The following is a 19,671-nucleotide window of genomic DNA, read 5'->3' as shown; positions in this document are numbered from 1 at the left end:
GTTTGCTGGATCTGCATCGCGAGGGTCCGACGCGACTGAACCACTTTCCAGACGTAGCGCAACTGGATGACTATGCTGCGCGCGCCCGTCGTCAATTGCGCGATTTCTTTCAAGAACGACGCTGAGCGAATAGCGGCGCTACGTCCCCGGAAAATAGTCGGCAATACCCATTGCCTGAGCGCATCTGCTCAGCCGCTCATCATAGCAGGCCAGCTGCACTTCTTGATTGTGAGCCATCAAGAAAAGCATGGAAGCGAGGTGCAGCGCATCAAGCGTCCGCACCGCAAATGGAAAGGGATTGATGGCGCGGGAAAGCACGGTCGGCGAGAGTTCAAGCAGGGCCACCGAAGACAGGATCGCCAGTGCGGCATCGCCATGACTCCGCTCCAGTTTTCGAGCATGCAGTCGATTCCAGAGTTCATACTCCAGAAGTCTGCTGGAAATGAGTTCCTCGCTCCAGAGTTCGACTGGCGGGCGGCGGTCTTCCGCCAGCAAGGCGGCAAGAACGACGGAGGTATCCAGGTAGACCATCAGTCGTCGCGATCCCGGCCCAGTTCTTCCAGGATCAACGGAAGCGGCGCCATGGCAGGGACTTCCGGAACTGAAGCCAGTTTGAGCGTAGGCAATTGCAGCAAACCGTCCTGCACCAGGTCAGCCAGGACCGCCGCCGGCGCACTTTTCGGGCGACCGGCCGCCGGCGGCCGCAGCTCAGCAACGACTCGATCGCGGTCGATCACCAGCACCGTTTCTCCCGCTTCCGCAATACGCACATACTCGCTCAGCCGGTCCTTGAGCTTCTTGATTCCCACGGCGCGCATGACTTTGAAGTAGCTACCTATAGCTACTTTGGCAAGCCAAATGCAAGTTGCGACGGGGCGCCGGTCGACCGCCGCTAGCACTGACCTTTGGCTTGACCGGGCGCTTTCCCGGGCAATGCTGACCGCCGCTGCAGGATGCCTGCGGCGTTGCCTGGAGAGGTGTCCGAGTGGTCGATGGTGCACGCTTGGAAAGCGTGTGTGGGGTCAAACTCACCGAGGGTTCGAATCCCTCCCTCTCCGAAAGCGTGTGAGCCTGTGCGCATGTGCGCAGCATACTCGGCTCCTGATGCACGGCGCCCCGCGATGCGCACGCCAGGAGGGAGGGTGAGAACCCTCGCAGGCTTCGATCTCGTCGTGCGCGCAGCTGCCGGAGTAATCCCTCCCAACTCCCGGAGCAAAGCGACGGGAGTTTCCGCGCGCTCGCGCAGCGAGCCTTGAGTCTCCGAAAGCGTGTGCGCATGTGTTGGTTCATGCGCACTTCCGTCTTTGTCTGAGCGGATGAACTTGCCGTAAGCACGGGCGGCTTGAGCAGGAGTCAATTGGCCGGCGCATGCGGACACTCCTGGTCTCCCCCGCCGCAGGAGCGCAGCGCATTGCGGAGTTCGCGGCGTGCGGTCTGAAGACTGCGAATCTGTTCGTCTAGATCCCTCAACTTCTTTTGAACTACGGCCGAGTAGTCGATGCAGCTTTTCTTTCCCCTGGCAACCATCGCCAAGAAGGCGCGCACTTCTGAAAGCGTGAATCCGGAAGCGCGCGCCCTGGTAATGAATTCGATCCTTGCCAGCTCGTCGGCGCCATATAGGCGGTAGTTGTTTTCCTGCCGCACAGGCTTGAGCAGACCAATCCGCTCGTAGAATCGAGCCGTGTCTGCGCTTACCCCGGCCCGGCGAGCAAATGAGCCAATGGTCATGGGGCTTTTTTCGGCCGGTGAACTGCGCATTTTTTTGCTCCTGGGTCTTGACCCTGGAGTTAGCTCCAGGCCTTATCCTGAGGTGAAACCTAATTGAGGAGGTGGCATATGTCCACAAAAAGTTCAGAACTGGCCTGCGATCTAACTGCACTCACGGAGCAGGAGCGGAAAGCGCACCTCGCCAAAGCCGCTCACCTGCGCGGCTCACTGATTGGCCTGCAGGAGGTCGATGGGGGAACAGAATTCTACTTTCCAGCTGGGATGGACATCTCAGCGCTGCGTGAGTTCGCACGACAGGAGCAGCGTTGCTGTAGCTGGATCGAAGAGATATTTGTTCGAGAGGAAGCGCAGCGAAGCGTCATGATTTTGCGCGCAACTCCCGAGGGCAGAGCCGCGTGGATCAGCGCGTTCATGGCAAACACCAGCGCTCAGACTCCGCAGCCTTCGACCGGCCCCGGTTGGAAGCAAATGCTGGTCGCTGCGGGGGCAATGTGCCTCGCCTGCCTGTTTCCACTTGTGGGCGGCATACTGGTCGCACGGGGTCTGCTTCCGGCAGCCTGGAACGCAGGCGAGGGAACATACATGGCAGTCGCTGCAGGCGTGATCGCATTGTATTTTGGTCGAAGCTGGTGGAAGAGTCGGTCTGCAAATCGCGGCGATAGCAAGGATGAAAGCTGCGCCTGCTGAATCCACGACGCAAATTTCCGCCATGAATGCCGGCGAATTCGGTAAAACGCTGCTGCTCTTCCTGTTTTCGGCTGCAGCTGAAATCCTGGGCTGCTATTTTCTTTACCTCTGGCTGCGGAAGGCAGCGTCGCCATGGATGCTCCCGTGCGCTGCGCTCGCTCTGTTTGTATTCGCCTGGTCGCTCAGCTTGCATCCGGCCCCCGCCGGCCGGGTGTATGCGGCCTACGGCGGAGTTTATGTTGTCCTGTCGCTCATCTGGTTCTGGATGGTTGACGGCGCAAAAATACGAGCAACGGATCTCATTGGCGTCGTAACAGTGTTTGCCGGGATATTGATTTTGCGCGCCGGCGGGCGCACTCCTTGATCCTTTCCAGTTCATTTGGAACTACGACTGCGACCGATGGGACGGTCGGAAAGAATAACTCTGCCGACCGTGGAGTTGACAGAACGCTGGCAGGAATTCATCAATTTGCCGTCCTGAAAAAATGCTGTAACCTGTGGTGCGCAGGCGCCTTCCAAATCATTGCTGACCGGCGCTTCGCTGCCATTTGGTCTGCGATTTTTGCCCATTCATCTCAAGTGACAATACGGAGTCTGTAGGTGGAAAGTAGTACAAAGCTATTCATGGCCCCGGTCTACCACTTTGTCGACGATGGCCTCCACTACTACGTGGCGCCGGAAGCGCCCAACTGGATTGTAGTCGAAGAGGCTGGCCATCGAACCATTCAGGCATTGCTTGCTACGCCCGGCTTGAGCGTGGGCCAACTGGCCGGTTTGCGAATTGCCAGCGAGGGCATCGAGCCGGCGCGGGCCATGATTGAAGCCCATGATTTTGCAGCAAGTCTGGAGCGCTCAAAAATGGCCGCTCAGAGGCCAACGGACGTCGCATCCTATGCCGGCCGCCTGGCCAGCGCGCCTCCGGAGAGGCTGCGCGAATTGTGGCTGCAAATCAACAACAACTGCAATCTGAGCTGCCAGCACTGCCTGGTGGAGTCCGGCCCCGGCGGCGACCGCGGTCTTTCCGAGGAACGCATTGATGCGCTGGTTGAGAACGCAATTCATCTTGGAATTGAGCGTCTTTATATAACTGGCGGCGAACCCTTTCTACGAAAAGATCTGACGAAGCATCTGCGGCGCGCCCACGACGCGCAGTTGGAAACGATTGTACTGACCAATGGCAGCCTATGGGGCCCCTCCATTGTCGCCGGGCTTAAGGAGCTTGATACACAGCTCCTTAAGATTCAAATTTCAATCGATGGCGCCTCTGCGGCGGTCAACGACGCCATGCGCGGCCCGGGCGCGTTGCAGCAAGCGCTCTCCGGGATGCAACGCTTCAGCGCTATGGGATTCTCCGTATCGGCCACCTGCGTCGCGGCGGAGGAGAATCTTGCAGAGCTGGAGCAAATCCCGGCCATTGTCGCCAGCCATGGCGCCAGCAGCTTTCATCTGATGTGGTCCTTGCGACGCGGTCGAGCGCTTGCTGCACAGAACGGCTTTTTTCCGGCAGCCGCCAGAATTGGAGAGCGACTGCCTGCTGTAATTCGTGCGGCGCAGAGCGCTGGCATTGCCTTCGACAATCTGGAGGCCGCGCGCCGTCGTGTAAACGGCGTTCCACACGTGCGCTATGACCTGGGCAACCAGGGATGGGAATCGATTTGCGTCGGCGCGGACGGCCGCGTTTTTCCCTCGGCCGCTCTGGCGGGCCTTGATCCGCTGATCTGCGGCAGCGTTCTGGAAACGGAGCTCGCCCGGATCTGGAGCGCGTCACAGATCTGTCAGGAGCTGCGACAGTGCAGCCTGATTCATCAGCCAGGAGTTGCCGCCGACCCCTTTCGCTTCCTGACCGGCGGCGGCGATCTGGAGCACGCCTATCTCTACAGCGGCTCCTTTCTGGGCGAGGATCCCTACTATCCGCTTACTCGAAGCTTGATTCGCCATGCCATGACCGAGCTTGGCCGCGAAAAGCGTGATCGGGTCAATCGTCGTTCCGGTCATGTCTCTCCTCTGATTCTGCACGCCATGGGCGCCGGCGCTATAGCTTGTGGCGCCGCTGACGAGCGTCTGGCGGACAAGAGCGTGCTTACTCTACATTCCAATTGCGTCCTGTCCTTTGACGTGGATCTGCCGCGGGCCAAAGTGCGCGAGTTTTATGGCGCTGCCGCCGCGACTCCTCAGGCAGAACTGTGCTGCCCCACCAGCTTCGATCCATCGGTAATCGATCACATTCCGAAAGAAGTGATCGATCGATTTTACGGCTGTGGATCGCCGGTCACGCGAGCGGGCATTCAGCCGGGCGAGACGATTGTCGATCTGGGTTCCGGCGCCGGCATCGATGTATTTATCGCCTCGCGCCTGACCGGCGCGCAGGGACGCGCCATTGGCATCGATATGACCGACAAAATGCTGGAGGTAGCTCAACTACACCGACCCACGGTGGCTGCGGCGCTGGGCTATGACAATATTGAGTTTCGGCGCGGGTTTTTGGAATCGATTCCGTTGCCGCCGCGCAGCGTCGACCTGATCACGTCAAATTGTGTGATCAATCTTTCGCCGGACAAGCTGCGCGTCTTTGAAGGCATGTGGCAGACGCTGCGCGATCACGGTCGTATCGTATTCTCCGATATCGTTTCGGAGGTTGACGCTCCAGCTCATCTCAAAGTGAACCCGCAATTGTGGGGCGAGTGCCTGGTCGGGGCGCTCACCGAGCCCGAGCTCTATGCCACGCTGGAGCGAGCCGGCTTCTTTGGACTGGAACTTCTGGCAAAGCAATACTGGAAGACTGTCGAAGGCATCGCATTCTACTCAGTCACAGTGCGCGCCTGGAAATTTGAAAAGCAATCGGGCTGTGTTTTTGCCGGGCATAAGGCCGTCTACCTGGGACCTGGGAAGGCGCTGGTTGATGAAGAGGGCCACCAGTTCCTGCGCGGCGAACCCTACGAGATCTGTACCGACACCGTGGCCAAGCTCTCGCGAGCGCCCTATGCTTCCAGCTTCGCCATCCTCGATCCAGACGCCGAATTTCAAAGCTACGTTTGCTGCAGTACGGAAGATGGCTGTTGCTAGCGACGGGCGCTGCGCGGGCGCCCGGACTTCGCAGTCAGCGCGGCGCGCCGGCGGCGATAGATTGCAGCGCCGCAATCACTTCTTCGATGTCGGCGCGATGCAAGAAATTTGCATCGGCAAAGGCATAGCGAACCACATAGTTCTGGTCAATCACATAGGTCGCCGGAATCACAAAGCGCGCCACGCTGTCCGCATTGTGGGCGGCAATGTTCACATCTGAGAAGAAACGTTCCTGACCGGGAGATTGATAGAGCAGCTTGAATTGACGCGCCACCCGTCCGCCAGGGTCGGAAAGCACGGCAAATTCAAGCTGCAGCTTCTCCGCCGTAGTAATGCTTTGATCGGGACTTTCATTGCTGATTGCAACCAGCTGCGCGCCCGCTTCCTTGAAGCGCGGCAGGTTGTGCTGCAGCGCACGCAGTTCAATGTTGCAGGCAGGACACCAGTTTCCGCGATAGAAGCTGAGCACCACCGGCCCCTTGCTCAGGAAATCTGAAAGACGCACCAGACGATCCATGTGGTCGCGCAGCGAAAAATTGGGAATACGCTCGCCCAGCGATCGGCCGGCTGGCAGACTGTAGACATTGGCGACCTCAAAATCGCCAATCTGCTCGCCCTTCTTCGGTCCAAGGGTCGTTATTCCGGACTTCTGCAGCGCGCCAACAAAGGTCTCAAAAAGTCTGATGCGCTCCGGCGGGGCGTTCTGTTGTAGCTGTTCGGCAAATTTGGAAAGTTCAGATTGCAGGTTCATGGACAGGTTTCCCGTATCACCAATCAAAGGTCTGGGCGTCAAATAAGGTGCTTGAGTCACTATATGCATAAGGACCCGGAATCGCCCATCAGACTTTCGCTGCGACGCGACCTTCCTGGCCTGCCCTTTGCTTTTGTCGAACCATCGGGCGTCATTGTTTCTTCGGGCGGTCCTCTATCGGCCTATCTGGCGGCGCGCGGAGATGCTGGCAATTTGCTGGAGTGCGGCCTGGTGCTTGAAGCGGAGCTGGATCAGGCTCGCTATGCGCTGCAGGCCCCGGACCGCACCGATCTCTGGGGCCAACTTCAGGCCCGCTTTCCACAAGTCGATGGGCAAAGCGCGCTGCCGGCGCGCCTGCATGGCGCCTGGGACGCGCGACGCAGACAGTGGCTGATCTTCTGGCATCCGCAGCTGGAAGATCTGCAAACGATGGAGATGAAGGCGCTGCTCCTTGAGCGATTTGCTCTTTCAACTCCAGAACCGGCGATGGTCGCCGATCTTCAGGGTCGCGTGCTTTACTCCAATCAGGCGGCAAACGAAATCTGCGAATTCTTTGCCGGCGCCACCGACGGCGGAACGCTTGATGACTGCCTGAGTTTCGAAGACCCCGGCATCGATCTTCCGGCAAAATTATCTGAAATAGGGTCCGCCGATCTTGTCGCCAGAACGCGAAGCGGTCTGCGCCTCACGACGCGATGCGTCCTGGTGTTTGATCCAACAGGACATCCGCTGGGAATTGTTGTGCATATTCGCAGCGATAGCGGCGCGGCCCAGGCGGAAAGCGCCTTGAGCGACGACGCCACCCGGCATTTTCGGATGTACCGGCAGATTGTAGAGGGAAGCTCGGAGTCCATTGTTCTGGCCGACCTGAGCGGTACGATCCTCTTTGCCAACCGTGCGGCTGGAAGATTGTATGGTCGCGACCCCGCTCAGATATCCGGTCAAAACCTGGACCTGCTGGCGCGCCCTTCGGCCGAGCTCAGCCAGGCGATCGTGGCCGGCCTGCGCGATCTGGGACACTGGTCGGGAGAAACGAAGCACAGGCGACTGATCGTCGAGGGCGAGGAACGGGACTTTGAGGCCTTCCAGTCGATGGACCTGCTCTTTGATGACCAGGGAAATCCGCTGGGTATCATCAGCATGAGTCGCGACGTTACTCCGCTTCGTGAGGCAGAGCGCGATGCACATGCCAAGCAGGCGGAAATCATACGCCTGCAAGAAGCTTTTGTCGAAGACCTGGAAAAGCAGGTGCGCGAAAGGACCGCTGAACTGGCCCGCGAAAAGGACCGAACGCAGGAGCTGCTGCTAAACATTCTGCCGGCCGATACGGCCGAAGAACTCAAACTGCACGGTCGGTCGGAGCCCAGAAGCTACGGCGCCGCCACGGTCCTTTTTTCCGATTTTGCCGGCTTTACAACGCTCGTCCGTTCTCTGTCGCCCGAGGAAATTGTTCACATATTGAACGATTATTTTGTGGCCTTCGACCACATCATGACCCGCCACGGCCTGGAGAAAATCAAGACCATAGGCGACGCCTACATGGCCGTGAGCGGGGTCCCCCATCCTCGTGAAAACAGCGCCGCCAGTGCGGTACGCGCTGCACTGGATATGCAAGACTATGTCGAAGCGGAGGCGCGACGCAGGACCCTTTTTGGCAAGGCCCCCTGGCGAATCCGCGTTGGCCTTCATTCTGGACCGGTTGTTGCCGGCGTTGTCGGCGAGCACAAGTTCGCTTACGATATCTGGGGCGATGCCGTGAACGTGGCCAATCGCCTGGAGGCCGCCGGCGAAGTTGGCAGAGTCAATGTTTCTGAAGACACCTGGCGACTTGTTCAGCATGCTTTTGAAGGCGAGGCGCGCGGTTCTATTGCCATCAAGAACCGCGGGGAGATACGCATGTGGTGGGTCAATGGTCCGCGTCTTGAGCCGATGTAAGGATTGCTTGCGCCGGCCACACGCTCGGCCTCAGCTTCGATGAGTGAAGCAAACTATGTACAACGGATTTGTATTTAGATGAAAGTGGAACTGATCTTTGATGCAGATTGTCCGCACCTGGAAGAGGCGCGCCAGACGATTCGATCTGCCGCAGCAGCGGCAAACATTGCCATCGAATACCTGGAACATTGCCGGCAAGATCCGGCTGCGCCAGGCTATGCGATGAACTTCGGCTCTCCAAGCATACTTGTTGATGGCGCAGACGTCGAGCCTGGCAGCGGCGCGCCTACCGCTGACTGCTGCCGCATCTATCGCGACGAAAACGGTCAGGCGCACGGCGCGCCGTCAGCGGCGAAGCTGCTGCGCATTTTCACGCGACGGACGACCTGGCCCCCTGCGAATATTGACGAGGCTTCCGCCGGCCCTCGCGAATCAGACGCAAGTTGCGATTGAGCAAATGGCGTGCAAAGCCGGCAAAGATCGGATGTGGCAGCTCCGTATCCGCAAAAATGTGAAACGCCAGGAAATTCGCGCTGCAGCTGGCGCAGATAGCGATCGTCCAGCTCTGGCAAGGCTGCTTTGAGGTTCATGGTTTTTGCTTCTCTGGAACGAAGCTTAGGCTCGAAGGCCGCCAATTGCTTGAATGAACTGGCTCGTTGCGCGACTATCAGAAATCTTCAGAGCAAAATTGCACATCGAGGGTCCCGCGCCGCGACGGACATGTGTAGGCCATTGCTCATTTGCAACAGATGTCCGGCACTTATTAACCGGAATGGCCTCCGGGCAGCGCGATTCACTTGACAGGCGCCGCGCATTGAGTTCGTTGCAGACATGCGACGGGCTTGGTCAGCGGCGGCAACCATGCTATTTTTTGCAATTGCGGCGCCGGGTCTGTGGGCGGGCCCCAACCTGCAGCAAATTTCCAGCGACATTGTAACGCGCAGCAACACACTGAGAACTAACCCGCGGTCCATTTCATCGGCTCTGCGCAACTTGCTGAGCGCCTTTGACGGAAACATTCTTACCGTCGGGACACGTCGCATCCAAATGCATGAGGGGGCCAGCGCAGTGCAGGAGGCTTTGGATTTTGTCGGCCAGCAAGCAACGGCGCCCCCTTTGCAACGATGCCCGGCGCTGGAACGGTCGGCAACGAGACATGCTCGCGATCAATCCAGCAGCGGCGCCCTTGGCCACGAGGGTTCCGATGGCAGTTCGCCCTTTGATCGTATGATGCGGGAAGGCGTGCGCGCCAGCGCTCTGGCTGAAAACATCAGCTATGGCATTCTTTTTGGCGACGATGGCGGACTGGCAATTGCGCTGCAGTTCTTGATAGATGATGGGGTGCCTGAACGGGGCCACCGCGCCAATATGTTCAATCAAGAATTCCGCTTCACCGGCGCGGCTTGCGCTGAACACAGCCGCTATTCTCCCGTTTGCGTGGTGGATTTTTCCAACGCTTGTCCAGCCAACTAGTCCAGCGATGTTCGACGTCGCTCGAAGCACATCAGAGTCACGTCATCCTGCAAACCGCGCTCAAAGCCAACAAAGTGCCGCAGCTCGCGCAGGATACGTTCGCATACCTGGTCCGGGCTCAGCGCTCCGCAGCGCTCCAGCAGCGAAACCAGTCGCTCTTCTCTGAAGCGATCGCCATACTCGTTTTCCGCCTCTACGACGCCATCGGTATACATCAGAATTCGATCTCCGGATTGCAGCTGGAACCGCTGGTTCTCCCAGATTGGATCGATTTGCGGATGGATTACCGGACCGAGAGCTTCCAGTTCTACAACGTCTCCGTCACGACTGAGCAACATTGGCGGCGGCGCGCCGGCGGCCGCGACCGTGAGCGCCCCATCCTGGACGCTGAAACTGGCCACACAGGCCGTAAAATGACGTCCGGCCATGCGGTCCAGAACGCCGCGATGCAGGCGCGTCAATAGCGCCGCCGGATCGGCTGCCAGCTCATAGCAGGGGGGCAGCGCTGCCTTGATCGCCGTGGAAAGCAAAGCCGCCGGTACGCCATGCCCGGAGACATCGGCAACAATGAACAATGCTCGATCGCCGCGCAAATGAACATCGACCAGGTCGCCGCCAATCAAATGCATTGGCTCATAATGATACGCAACGGCCAACAGTTCCTGATCTGGAAGTTGCACCGGCAAAAGCGCCAGCTGAATCTCGCGTGCAAGAGATAGCTCGGCGCTGATTTCGGCGCGCTCCAGCTCCTGCGAACGCAGCCGCGAACCAACGCCCAGCGACAGCAGGGCGGCGCTGACAACGGCGCCAATTGCCAGACCATGCTGCAGCCAGAAGAGCAAGGTGAATCCGCCCAGTTGCATAACTCCATGCAGCGTCGTGGCCAGGAAAAATACGCCCCAGGCAATCAGATAAGGCCGGGCCGGCCGAAAGCCGCGACGCATGCGCGTCAGAGCAATCCAGATCGAGGCTGGCGCCAGAACAAAGGAGCATACTATGGCCAGGCCCGTAGCCGCACGCACCCAGCCGGCCATTGACAGTACTGCTGCCAGCAGCAGGCCGGCAATGATCCAGTGCAATAGCCGCGCGCCAAGCGGCAGCGCCGAAGCGGCGTGAAAATAGTCGGCGGTAAAAAATGCCACCAGGGCCAGACCAAGGGCGCCAATGGCCGGCAAAAATCTGCTATCCAGGTCTGCCTGGCCCAGGAACAGCCAGCGCTGGGTCAGGCCGGCAAAGCCAGCCGTAAATAATATCATAAATACAACAATCAGTACATACAAAATGCTGTTACGATCGCGCACAGCAAGGTAAATGAACAGGTGATAGAGGGCCAGCGCTGCCAGAGCCCCAAAAATCAGACCATAGCCCCACGCAAAAGCGCGGCCGCCGTCGAGGAGCGCTGATTGTGGTACAATAGCCAGCGGCAATTGCAGCGTAGTTCGATGTTGCGCACGAAGCAGAAGCTCTATGCTTTCCTGAGGCTGGAGCGTAAGCGGAAATGCATAATAGGGGAAAGCCAGCGAAACAGTAGCGGCGTCCTGGCTGGCGCCGCTGCGAGCCAGCATTGCCGTACGATTGTGATCCACGCGATAGAGTTCCAGTTCCCAGAGACGGGCGTTCTCCGCCAGCAGTAAGCGCGTAAGCGGCGCATTGCCGTGATGAGCGACGCGCAAACGGACCCATACCGCCGCCGAGGTCAATCCTAGATTGACGGCGGGCCTGGGCCAGTCTTGCCAGGCGGGACTCGACGCAGCATCGTCGGCGCTGAGCGTCGCCCCCGGATCGATCAGTACTTGCGCCTCGCCGGCATTGATTTCATGCCGTTCGTTCAGAGCAGAAAGTTCCAGCGTACGCACGGGGACTGGCGACTCTGCCGCCATCTGTGGCTGGCAGCGCCAGAGCTGGCAAGTAAGCAGCAAGAACGGCAGCAGCATGCGAGCAGTCAGGCCCGAGGACTTGCGGCGATTTCGCCATGGCCATCGATTATCCGATGGAGCGCGACCGCCGGATCGTTCGAGTTTCACGGGCCGGCCTTCCGACTGGCTTCACTGATAGACTGCGCCAGCGCCCTGTTGTGTTGCAGGATCGAAGCCGGCAGATCGGACCAATCCCAGCGATAGGCCTGATCGCACCATTCGCCCGGTCGCTGCTCGCGACTGGAAAAGGGCGGGAAACGTTCATTGTGAAATCCCGGTACGTCTACCCAGTAGCCGCTGAAGCAAAGCGTCGCCGTTGCCGGATCATAGTAAGTCTGCGGCGGCAAAGGATCGCTGCGCAGAAGATCCAAACGCAAGGGACGCAATTCGTAGCTACTGAACCGATCCGACTGCAGATCCGGCGGCAGTAATACTTGATGGTTCACAAGTTCTTCGCCCTGCTCTTCGCCAAGACCGGCCAGTGGCAACAGTCGCTGGATGATATGTCCGGCCAGCTCGGTCAGCGCGGAAATATGATAGAGGCCGGCGCAGGGATAGATAGCATGCGAACCCTCCGCCACGGCTGCGCTGAAATGGCCGTGAATCTGCGGCATATTACTATCCGGCAGATCGATGCGCACGCGTCCCGTATTCCAGATTTTCAATTTTTCCAGAAAGAGAATCGGTTGTCCTTCCAGATGACCGGAGAGCGTAATCGATAGCAGCTTTTCGCTGGCATCAAAGCACAATGTCATGCTTTCGCGATCGAAAATATGCGGCCCAACATTGAGCAGGCGGGCTATGCCGGTTTTGGGATCGAAGGCGTAGAAGGTATGGTAGTGTAAAAAGAATCGGTCGCCCTCTTCCATGTAGGAGTAGTAAACAACCGAACGCCGCGCTTCGCCATGCACGTCCTTGAAGGACGATCGACCAAAGTCGAAAAACGACTGATCGAGCAGATAGTCCTGGTGGCCATTGTAACGAAGGAAGTCGTCCAGTAGCGGCGCAGCGATTTGTCGCTCGCCAAATATGCTTTGTACGCGAACAGTATTGGCGCCTTCGCGCAGCGGCTCGCTTTCGAACAGATCGCCAAGCGCCACAGGAAAATACTGTTCCTTTGCGCTGCACAGGAAGACTGGAGCATGACGGCGAGCCAGGGCGTCAATCGCCGCCGGACTGCGCTGCAAGGATGGCTGCACGTAAATCTGCTGACGCCACAGAACGCGTCGGCCCTCGGAGCGCGAAGCATAGAGCGTCAATTGTAGGGCGCCGTGCGGTTCGGCGCTTAGATCGGCGCGCAGCGAGGCGCCTGCTTGCAGCGGCCCATCGGCGATCTGGCGTCCATCGCGCTCCAGACAGAAGCGAAGTTCAGAAGTCTCTACTCCAAAGATCTCGCGGCACTGCTGCGGATGGTCGCGAAGCCACGGCGACTCGCACTCCAGCAGGGGGCCGGCGCGCAGGATGCGCAGCATCTGTTCCAGCTCTGCAGGCATCGCACATCGACGCCGTGGCGCGCCGCCACGCCAAGTGGAAATCAAACCGGATGCGGCCCGGATAGCAGGAAGGCGGCATTGATCAGGCCAACGTGCGAGTAGGCCTGCGGAAAATTTCCCCAGAGCGAAGCATCACGAGCATCAAAATCCTCGCTGAAAAGACCCAGCGGATTGGCGCAACCCAGCAACCGTTGGAAAAGCTCCCGCCCCTTTTGTTGCAGGCCAACGCGGCAGCGCGCTTCCGCCAACCAGAAGGCGCAGATCAGAAACGCCGTCTCCGGCTGGCCAAAGTCATCCGGCGTCAGATAGCGATAGAGCAAGCCGCCGGGCGCCTCCAGGCCGCTGCCAATGGCCTCCACATGGCGGCGCGCTCGCGGATCATCGCTCTGCAAAAAACCAAGGTTGACCATCATCAGGAGCGAAGCGTCAAGCATGGCGCTGTTGGGCCACATAACATAGGCGCCCAGCTGCTCGTTCCAGTACTCCTCCTGCAGCGCCAGACCTGCCTCCGCCGCCAGGTGACGGGCTCGCAGCATCAGTCCCTGCTCGCCGCTCATTTCAGCAATAGCGGCGATGCGCGTGGCGCCAACCCAGTGCATCAACAGAGTGAAGGCATTGCGTTTGCTGATGCTGCGGTATTCCCAGATGCCGGCGTCCGAGTCGCCGATCGTGCGCTGGATTTGCTCGCAAAGCTCGTTGAGGATGGAGAGATCGGGCCCAACATCGGCCTGAAATCGTTCATCCGTATAAAGCGGGGTGAGCGCCAGGGCCATTTCGCCGTAGACATCATTCTGTATCTGACGCCAGGCGTCGTTGCCTACGCGCACCGGAAGGTGCTTCAAATAGCCGCCCAGCAATGGGAGCTCGCGCTCGGTAAGAGCGTTTTCGCCGGCCACGCTGTAGAGCGGCTGCAGACGTCCGCCATCGGCCCCGGCGCGATCGCGCATGAAGTTGGCAAAGCCCTCCATCTCTTCGAAATGACCGAGCATACGAAAAGCGCGTATGGCCAGCGCGGCGTCGCGCACCCAGCAATAACGATAGTCCCAGTTACGCGCCGAGCCCGGCGCTTCGGGGATGCTGGTCGTTGTCGCCGCAATGATCGCGCCTGTATCTTCAAACTGGTGCAGCTTCAAAATCAGCGCTGAGCGAATGACCTCGCGTTGGTATTCCGCGGGTAGCGTGGTGTGCTTTACCCAGGTGCGCCAGTAGAGCCTCGTGCGCTGAAAGAAATTCTCGCAGCTTTCCTCCAGCGGCCCCTCCAGCGGCGGTCCCCATGCCAGGGCAAAATAGACCGGTCCCTCCAGAGCAAAGAGCGCGCCGGACTGAAGATACTCCAGCGAATGATTGGTGGTCAAACGCAGCCGGCCGCTGGCCCCGGAATATTCAATGTGATGGCTGCCTACCTCGGCCTGCAGTCTTACCTCGCCATAGTCGTAGACAGGCTGGCAGCGCACGCGCAAGAGCGGCCGGCCGGCAAGCGGGCGCACAATGCGAATCAACATCGTTGGGCGATAAGAGCGTTCGTTTTGAATGAAGCGCGGAGCGAAGTCCAGAATTTCGAAGCAACCACTGCGCGACTCCACGATGTTGCGCAATATGTTTGTGTTTCGTAAGTAATCCAATCGGCCGGGCGGCGCCGGCGCGCCGCCTGGCTCTGCGCCCTCAATCTGAAAATGCCCGCCACACTGGCCGTCCACGAGCCCGCCAAAGACAAAACTGGAATCGAATCGCGGAAAGCAGAGCCACTGTACCGCCCCGCTGGAATCTATCAGCGCATTGAACTGACAATTGCCGACGATGCCGAGATCACGTAAGCTCATGGTCAAATCCACGCTCCTTGAGCAGCGGCCGCCAGCTCGCTGAAAAAGGGCGGCACGTCCGACTGCGAATCGAGATTGAAGCGCGCCCGCGTGGCGTGCAGTCCAACGCGAACCGTCCAGCACTCGGGCGGCAGCGACTGGAACATGTCCTCGTCGGTGGCATCATCGCCGATCGCAAGAATCCAATCATAGTCCTCGCGGGCCATCATCCTCAGCGCTGCCGCGCCCTTGTTGGCGCCCAGCATTCTGGCCTCCACAATGCGATTGCCGCGCAGGATTTGCACCTCGAGATTGGCGGTGAGCGCCGTGAGCGTATCGAGCAATTCCTGTTCCCGGGCCCGCGCCGCCTCCAGATCGGCATTGCGAAAGTGCCAGACCAGCGAGAATTCTTTCTCTTCAACAAAGGCGCCCGGGGTGCGGTCCGCGGCCAGGTCAAAGACTGGACGCACCACCGACTTCCAGTCGGCGCCGGCCATCTGCAGCTCGCGCCACTCCTCGCCTTGCAAGCGCGTCGCAGCGCCGTGCTCGGCAATCAATGTCAGCGGCAGATCGCCCAGCCAGCGTTGCAGCGTTTCGCGGTCGCGACCGCTGATGATGACCAGCTGACACTGTTGGGCGATTTGCAAAAGCAAGCTTCGGATCTCTTCGGAGGGATGGGCGAGCTCTGGCATGGAATGGAAGGGGGCCAGAGTGCCGTCGTAGTCCGTCAGGAGCAGGCGCCGCCGTGCGCCGCGCCATGCCTGCAGCAGCGAATGCCGGGCCGCGCCGCGCAGCGGACGAATTTCCAGCTGCCGCTGTTCGCCCTGCCAGGCCTCCAGCGCACTCATAAATTCATCCGCCCAGCGGAAGACATCATATCTTCGAATCCGCGACTGCATGCGACGCATACGCGCACGCTGCTCATCGAGGGGCATTTCCAGAGCGTCGGCGATGGTCTGGGCCATGCCGACAATATCATTGGGATTCACCAGCAACGCCTCGCCCAACTCCTGAGCGGCGCCAGCCATTTCGCTGAGCGCCAGTACGCCAGCCCCGTCGGCCCGAGCAGCCACGTATTCCTTGGCGATCAGATTCATACCGTCGCGCAGCGGCGTGATCAATGCCACGTCGGCCTGACGGTAGAGCGCCGTAAGCATATCGAAATCATATGTCTTAAATAAATATGTAATGGGCGTCCAATCCGGTCGAGAAAAGCGGCCATTGATCGCGCCCACCAGTTCGTCGATCTCGCTTTTCAAGAGCTGGTACTGATCCACCTCCACGCGCGAAGGAACCACTACAACGATCAAGGAAACGCGTCCGATCCAGTCGCTGCGTTCTTGCAGAAAGCGCTCAAAAGCGCGCAGGCGGTGGGCAATCCCCTTGGAATAGTCCAGTCGATCAATGGAAAGGATCCAGCGGCGGTCGGCGCGCGCCTCAGACAGGCGCTGCTCCTCGCGCAGGCTATCAGACGAACGATCCGAATGAAAAAAGCGCTCAAAATCAATGCCCATCGGGAAGGCGTCGACCTTGACCGCCCGATCGCCATACAGCAGCCTGCCGGCCTCGCTTTCCACGCCCAGAATTCGCAAAGCGGAGCGTAAGAAGTAGCGAGCGTAGTCGTGCGTATGAAAGCCAATCAGATCGGCGCCCAGCACGCCGCTGATCAGATCGCTGCGCCATTGTCGAGGCAGCAGACGAAAAAGTTCAAACTCCGGAAAGGGAATGTGTAGAAAAAAGCCGATGCGCGCCGCCGGTCGACGCTGCCGGATCATCCCCGGAACCAGCATCAGCTGGTAGTCATGGATCCACAATAGATCATCTTCGCCAAGCTCGGCCAGAATGGCCTCGGCATAGATCTGGTTTACCCGACGGTACTCTTCATAGAATTCAGCGTCATAGACTGCGTAGCTGGGAAAGTAGTGGAACAGCGCCCACAAAGTGGAATTGCAGAAGCCATGATAGAAATCGCGCATCTGAGCCTCGGTCAAGAAGACCGGCGCCGCATCGTGCTCCCGACGCAGCAAGGCGTCAAAGCGCAGCTGGTTCTCGCCATCCAATTCCAGACCGGGCCAGCCGATCCAGAGCCGGCCGGCCTCTGGCCGACCGGCAAGAAATGCGCGAATTCCCGTGGCCAATCCGCCGACGCTGGGAGTAAGCCGGAATTCTGCGCCGGCGCGCTGAATGGAGAATGGCAAACGATTTGATACGATCAAATAGCGCACTGGGGTTCAAGCTGAAGGAAGAGCGAGATCAGTCAAGGAATGTGTTTGCTGCCTGCCGCTGCGCTGGGCGTCATGCTCCGGGGGTGCGCTCATGACCGCGGAACAGCAAAAAATGCGCGAGTTTGTCGAGCGCCTCTGGTCCAATCCGGCAATCCGCAGCGCGCCGCTCTCCGAGCGCGAGACAGCCATCCTCAATTTTGTCAAAACCAACCAGGCCGGGCTGCGCGAGGCCTTTGCCAGGCCGGAATATTTTCCTGGCTCTTCGTGGGAGAAAGCGATGACGCTATTGCTCTCCGAACTCAGCCACGCACTGGACGTTGAGCTGCGTCCGCGGCTGGCAGGCGCTGTGGATCGCGCCATCCATCCAGCAGTCCGTGAAGCGCTCAAAGATCACGGCGGGATCGGCGTGGACCTCGGCCAGCTTCGCGAATACTACGAGTCTCAACTCCAGGATCGCAGGGTGCGCATGCAAATTGCGCAAAGCCTCGACGCCATGGAGAGTCCGATTTTCGATCGCTACGGCAAAGCCATCGAAGCCCATCGCCGCACGATTCACTTTGAACTGACGCGGCGCGATCGAGTGGGCATTGAAGCCGGGTATCTGGGCGAATACTTCAAGTTGGTTGCGCTATTTCGTCCGTTGTTCTTCATCAAATTCGATCGCCCGCCCCTGCACGATACAGCTATAGCCGATCATGCACGCAATCAGCGCGAGATTGGCAAGGCCCAGCAGGCGGCGATGGAATCCTTTCGCGAGGCTGTCGGCTATGCGCCCGATGCGGTGTTGCTTCCGGCAATTGGCAGCTTTCTGCCGACAGCCGACAACCCGGAGCTCAGCGCTTCTGCTCGCGTGGTGGCGATCCTGATGGCGCGAGCCCAGGACCTGCGCAAAGAGCCGGCAGCGCAGGACCGCGGCGCGGAGACGCCCGATAAATCGTGGTTCAGCATTCACCGGCGCATTGCGCGCAACACCGGCCTGGATAGTCGATTTCTAGAGGATCTCTATTTGATTGCCGGAGAGGAAGGCTGGTAGTTATGCAAACGAAGCGCGCTGCGACCGATCACTTTCCACGACCGATCGAGTATTTCATCTTGCTATTGATCGTCCTCGTCATAGGACTGATCATTGTCGAAGAACTGGCCATCGTATACTCGTGGTCGCACCGCAGCAACGTCTACCTGACGATTGCCGCTTTCAGCTTTGATTTTCTGTTTTCCATTGAGTTTCTGGGTCGTAGCGCTGTCAGCGCCCGTCACGGACAGTTCTGGCGCTACATCCGCGATCAGCGCGGCTGGATTGATTTTATCAGCTCGTTGCCGCTGCTGCTGCTGGTGTCAGGCCCGGCGCTCTATCTGATTCTATTCAGCGATGCCTCAGCCGGCGGTCTGCTGGCCTTTCTGTCAATTTTGAAGACTGCTAAGGCGGTGCGCGTCACTCGTATCTTGCGATTGATCCGGGTCATCAAGCTGCTGGGAAAAATCCAGAATACGGAATCGGCGATGACCAACCGTCACGTGGCGACCATTGCCACAACTGGCGTAGCCACGCTGGTTGTGGCGCTATTCATTGCGCAATTCGTTCCTTTTCTTCACGTCGGCGATCGCGGACCGCACGTCGAACGCTGTCTGAATTCGCTGGCGGCTGCACTGAAAAGCACGCGGCCGCGCGGTCAAGGCGCTCCGGATATGCTCTGGATCGCGGAATTCCTGGCCAGCAGCCCGGCGATGAGCGATGTCATCCGTCTGCGGGACGCCAGCCAGAATATCGTCTACCAGCATCCAGAATACCAGGAGCTGCTCTGGAATTCACACCAGTCGGGAGAATGGCAGCCGGTTGGAGTAACCGGCTATATGGCCCAGATTTCTTACCGTTCCGCAGACATGGAGCATGCACGGCTGAATCTCTTTATCCTGGCGGCTATACTGGCGCTGGTAGGCGCCAACATGCTGCTCTACTCCCGAGAATTTGCGCAGACCGTAGCTGATCCAATCTTTGTGATGAACAAAGGATTGCGCGAGTGGGACTACAACCTTGAGGTGCGCCTGCCGCGCGGCGACCAGCAGGAGGAGGTCTTTGAACTGGCCCGGGCGTACAATAGCCGTTGGCTGGCTATCAAGAACCAGATCCGCGAATACCGCCGGCGCAAATCAGGCGGCGGCGCTTCCGCCTCGATCTCGCTCAACGACGTCCTCTAGCCGACGCCTGCCATTGGCCTGGACGGCGACGCAGGCAGCTCAGCTCAGCTCAGGGACCGCTGGCCGGCGGCGTATTGTTTTCGGCGGCGGGCGCTGGCGCTGCGCCAGTTGGCGGAGGGCTGCTCTCGGCAGGCGGCTGCGCTGCGGGCAGCTCCGGCGCCGGATCGATTTCGGGCTGCGGGTCATCGATAGGTTCATCCTCAATCTCGACCTCGGGAAAGGCGCCCTCAATACGGCCGCGCAGCGAGGCCTGGGCATAATCGGCCCAGACGCTGGCAGTCTGCGCACCGGAACCCTGAAAAGGCGCTCCCTCATCCTGACCAAGCCAGACGACGGCAACATTCTGCGGCGTGAGGCCCACAAACCACGCGTCACGTACGCCCGGCATGTGCGGAAATCGTCGCT

General features: G+C 59.4%; 17 protein-coding genes and 1 tRNA gene. 9 read left to right on the top strand and 9 right to left on the bottom strand.

The genetic code is table 11. The features are described 5' to 3' along the window. Positions 1-138: 138 nt before the first annotated feature. Positions 139-531, bottom strand: a complete 393-nt coding sequence (locus tag K1X75_17650; protein MBX7059891.1) for a type II toxin-antitoxin system VapC family toxin — start codon at positions 529-531, stop codon at positions 139-141. Further along, entirely contained in the window at positions 531-818 is a 288-nt protein-coding gene (locus K1X75_17645) for a hypothetical protein (GenBank protein ID MBX7059890.1), read from the bottom strand. The genes K1X75_17650 and K1X75_17645 overlap by 1 nt, the downstream gene beginning before the upstream one ends. Before the next feature lie 153 nt (positions 819-971). Here K1X75_17645 and K1X75_17640 point away from each other — a divergent pair. Then, positions 972-1,058 (top strand) — tRNA-Ser (locus K1X75_17640). Between the two features lie 295 nt (positions 1,059-1,353). Here K1X75_17640 and K1X75_17635 read toward each other — a convergent pair. Beyond that, positions 1,354-1,758 (bottom strand): heavy metal-responsive transcriptional regulator, encoded by a 405-nt coding sequence (locus K1X75_17635; protein ID MBX7059889.1) that lies wholly within the window; start codon positions 1,756-1,758, stop codon positions 1,354-1,356. Between the two features lie 78 nt (positions 1,759-1,836). Between K1X75_17635 and K1X75_17630 the strand changes: the two genes are divergently transcribed. The 3 genes from K1X75_17630 to K1X75_17620 all read left to right on the top strand — a co-directional run bounded on the left by K1X75_17630 (position 1,837) and on the right by K1X75_17620 (position 5,478). Next, positions 1,837-2,415 (top strand): hypothetical protein, encoded by a 579-nt coding sequence (locus tag K1X75_17630; protein ID MBX7059888.1) that lies wholly within the window; start codon positions 1,837-1,839, stop codon positions 2,413-2,415. 22 nt (positions 2,416-2,437) lie between these two features. After that, positions 2,438-2,779, top strand: coding sequence for a YnfA family protein (locus K1X75_17625; protein MBX7059887.1), 342 nt, complete (start codon positions 2,438-2,440; stop codon positions 2,777-2,779). Positions 2,780-3,015: 236 nt separating this feature from the next. Next, positions 3,016-5,478 (top strand): methyltransferase domain-containing protein, encoded by a 2,463-nt coding sequence (locus K1X75_17620; protein ID MBX7059886.1) that lies wholly within the window; start codon positions 3,016-3,018, stop codon positions 5,476-5,478. A 34-nt stretch (positions 5,479-5,512) separates the two neighbouring features. On the opposite strand, the gene K1X75_17615 is transcribed toward K1X75_17620, so the two are convergent. Further along, complete coding sequence (locus K1X75_17615) at positions 5,513-6,229, bottom strand: AhpC/TSA family protein (GenBank protein ID MBX7059885.1); 717 nt, start codon at positions 6,227-6,229, stop codon at positions 5,513-5,515. A gap of 63 nt (positions 6,230-6,292) precedes the next feature. Between K1X75_17615 and K1X75_17610 the strand changes: the two genes are divergently transcribed. The 3 genes from K1X75_17610 (at position 6,293) to K1X75_17600 (ending at position 9,637) form a co-directional block, all read left to right on the top strand. Continuing rightward, positions 6,293-8,164: a PAS domain S-box protein gene (locus K1X75_17610; protein ID MBX7059884.1), complete on the top strand. Its 1,872-nt coding sequence runs from the start codon at positions 6,293-6,295 to the stop codon at positions 8,162-8,164. A 78-nt stretch (positions 8,165-8,242) separates the two neighbouring features. Next, complete coding sequence (locus tag K1X75_17605) at positions 8,243-8,617, top strand: hypothetical protein (protein MBX7059883.1); 375 nt, start codon at positions 8,243-8,245, stop codon at positions 8,615-8,617. Positions 8,618-9,025: 408 nt separating this feature from the next. Beyond that, positions 9,026-9,637 (top strand): hypothetical protein, encoded by a 612-nt coding sequence (locus tag K1X75_17600; GenBank protein MBX7059882.1) that lies wholly within the window; start codon positions 9,026-9,028, stop codon positions 9,635-9,637. Here the strand turns inward: K1X75_17600 and K1X75_17595 are convergent. The 4 genes from K1X75_17595 to K1X75_17580 are packed head-to-tail and all read right to left on the bottom strand — an operon-like array spanning position 9,634 to position 17,070. Beyond that, the gene (locus K1X75_17595) at positions 9,634-11,661 is read right to left on the bottom strand and encodes a SpoIIE family protein phosphatase (protein ID MBX7059881.1); all 2,028 of its coding nucleotides are present in this window, start codon (positions 11,659-11,661) and stop codon (positions 9,634-9,636) included. The two genes, K1X75_17600 and K1X75_17595, sit on opposite strands and share 4 nt — an antisense overlap. Further along, positions 11,658-13,046, bottom strand: a complete 1,389-nt coding sequence (locus K1X75_17590; protein ID MBX7059880.1) for a hypothetical protein — start codon at positions 13,044-13,046, stop codon at positions 11,658-11,660. Before K1X75_17590 ends, K1X75_17595 begins: the two co-directional genes overlap by 4 nt. Before the next feature lie 41 nt (positions 13,047-13,087). Further along, a complete protein-coding gene (locus K1X75_17585; GenBank protein ID MBX7059879.1) occupies positions 13,088-14,866 on the bottom strand; it encodes a glycoside hydrolase family 15 protein in 1,779 nt (592 codons plus the stop codon). Positions 14,867-14,868: 2 nt separating this feature from the next. Continuing rightward, on the bottom strand, positions 14,869-17,070 hold the full coding sequence (locus K1X75_17580) for a bifunctional alpha,alpha-trehalose-phosphate synthase (UDP-forming)/trehalose-phosphatase (protein ID MBX7059878.1): 2,202 nt from the start codon (positions 17,068-17,070) through the stop codon (positions 14,869-14,871). A gap of 91 nt (positions 17,071-17,161) precedes the next feature. On the opposite strand from K1X75_17580, the gene K1X75_17575 reads away from it, so the two are divergent. Beyond that, positions 17,162-18,103, top strand: coding sequence for a hypothetical protein (locus tag K1X75_17575; protein MBX7059877.1), 942 nt, complete (start codon positions 17,162-17,164; stop codon positions 18,101-18,103). Between the two features lie 2 nt (positions 18,104-18,105). Continuing rightward, a complete protein-coding gene (locus K1X75_17570) occupies positions 18,106-19,266 on the top strand; it encodes an ion transporter (GenBank protein ID MBX7059876.1) in 1,161 nt (386 codons plus the stop codon). A 49-nt stretch (positions 19,267-19,315) separates the two neighbouring features. On the opposite strand, the gene K1X75_17565 is transcribed toward K1X75_17570, so the two are convergent. Then, positions 19,316-19,671: hypothetical protein (locus K1X75_17565; protein ID MBX7059875.1), on the bottom strand; the 356-nt coding region annotated here is incomplete at its 5' end.

The sequence above is a fragment of the Leptospirales bacterium genome (assembly GCA_019694655.1).
Taxonomy (GTDB): domain Bacteria; phylum Spirochaetota; class Leptospiria; order Leptospirales; family Leptonemataceae; genus SSF53.
This window is presented reverse-complemented; position numbering and strand designations above follow the sequence as displayed.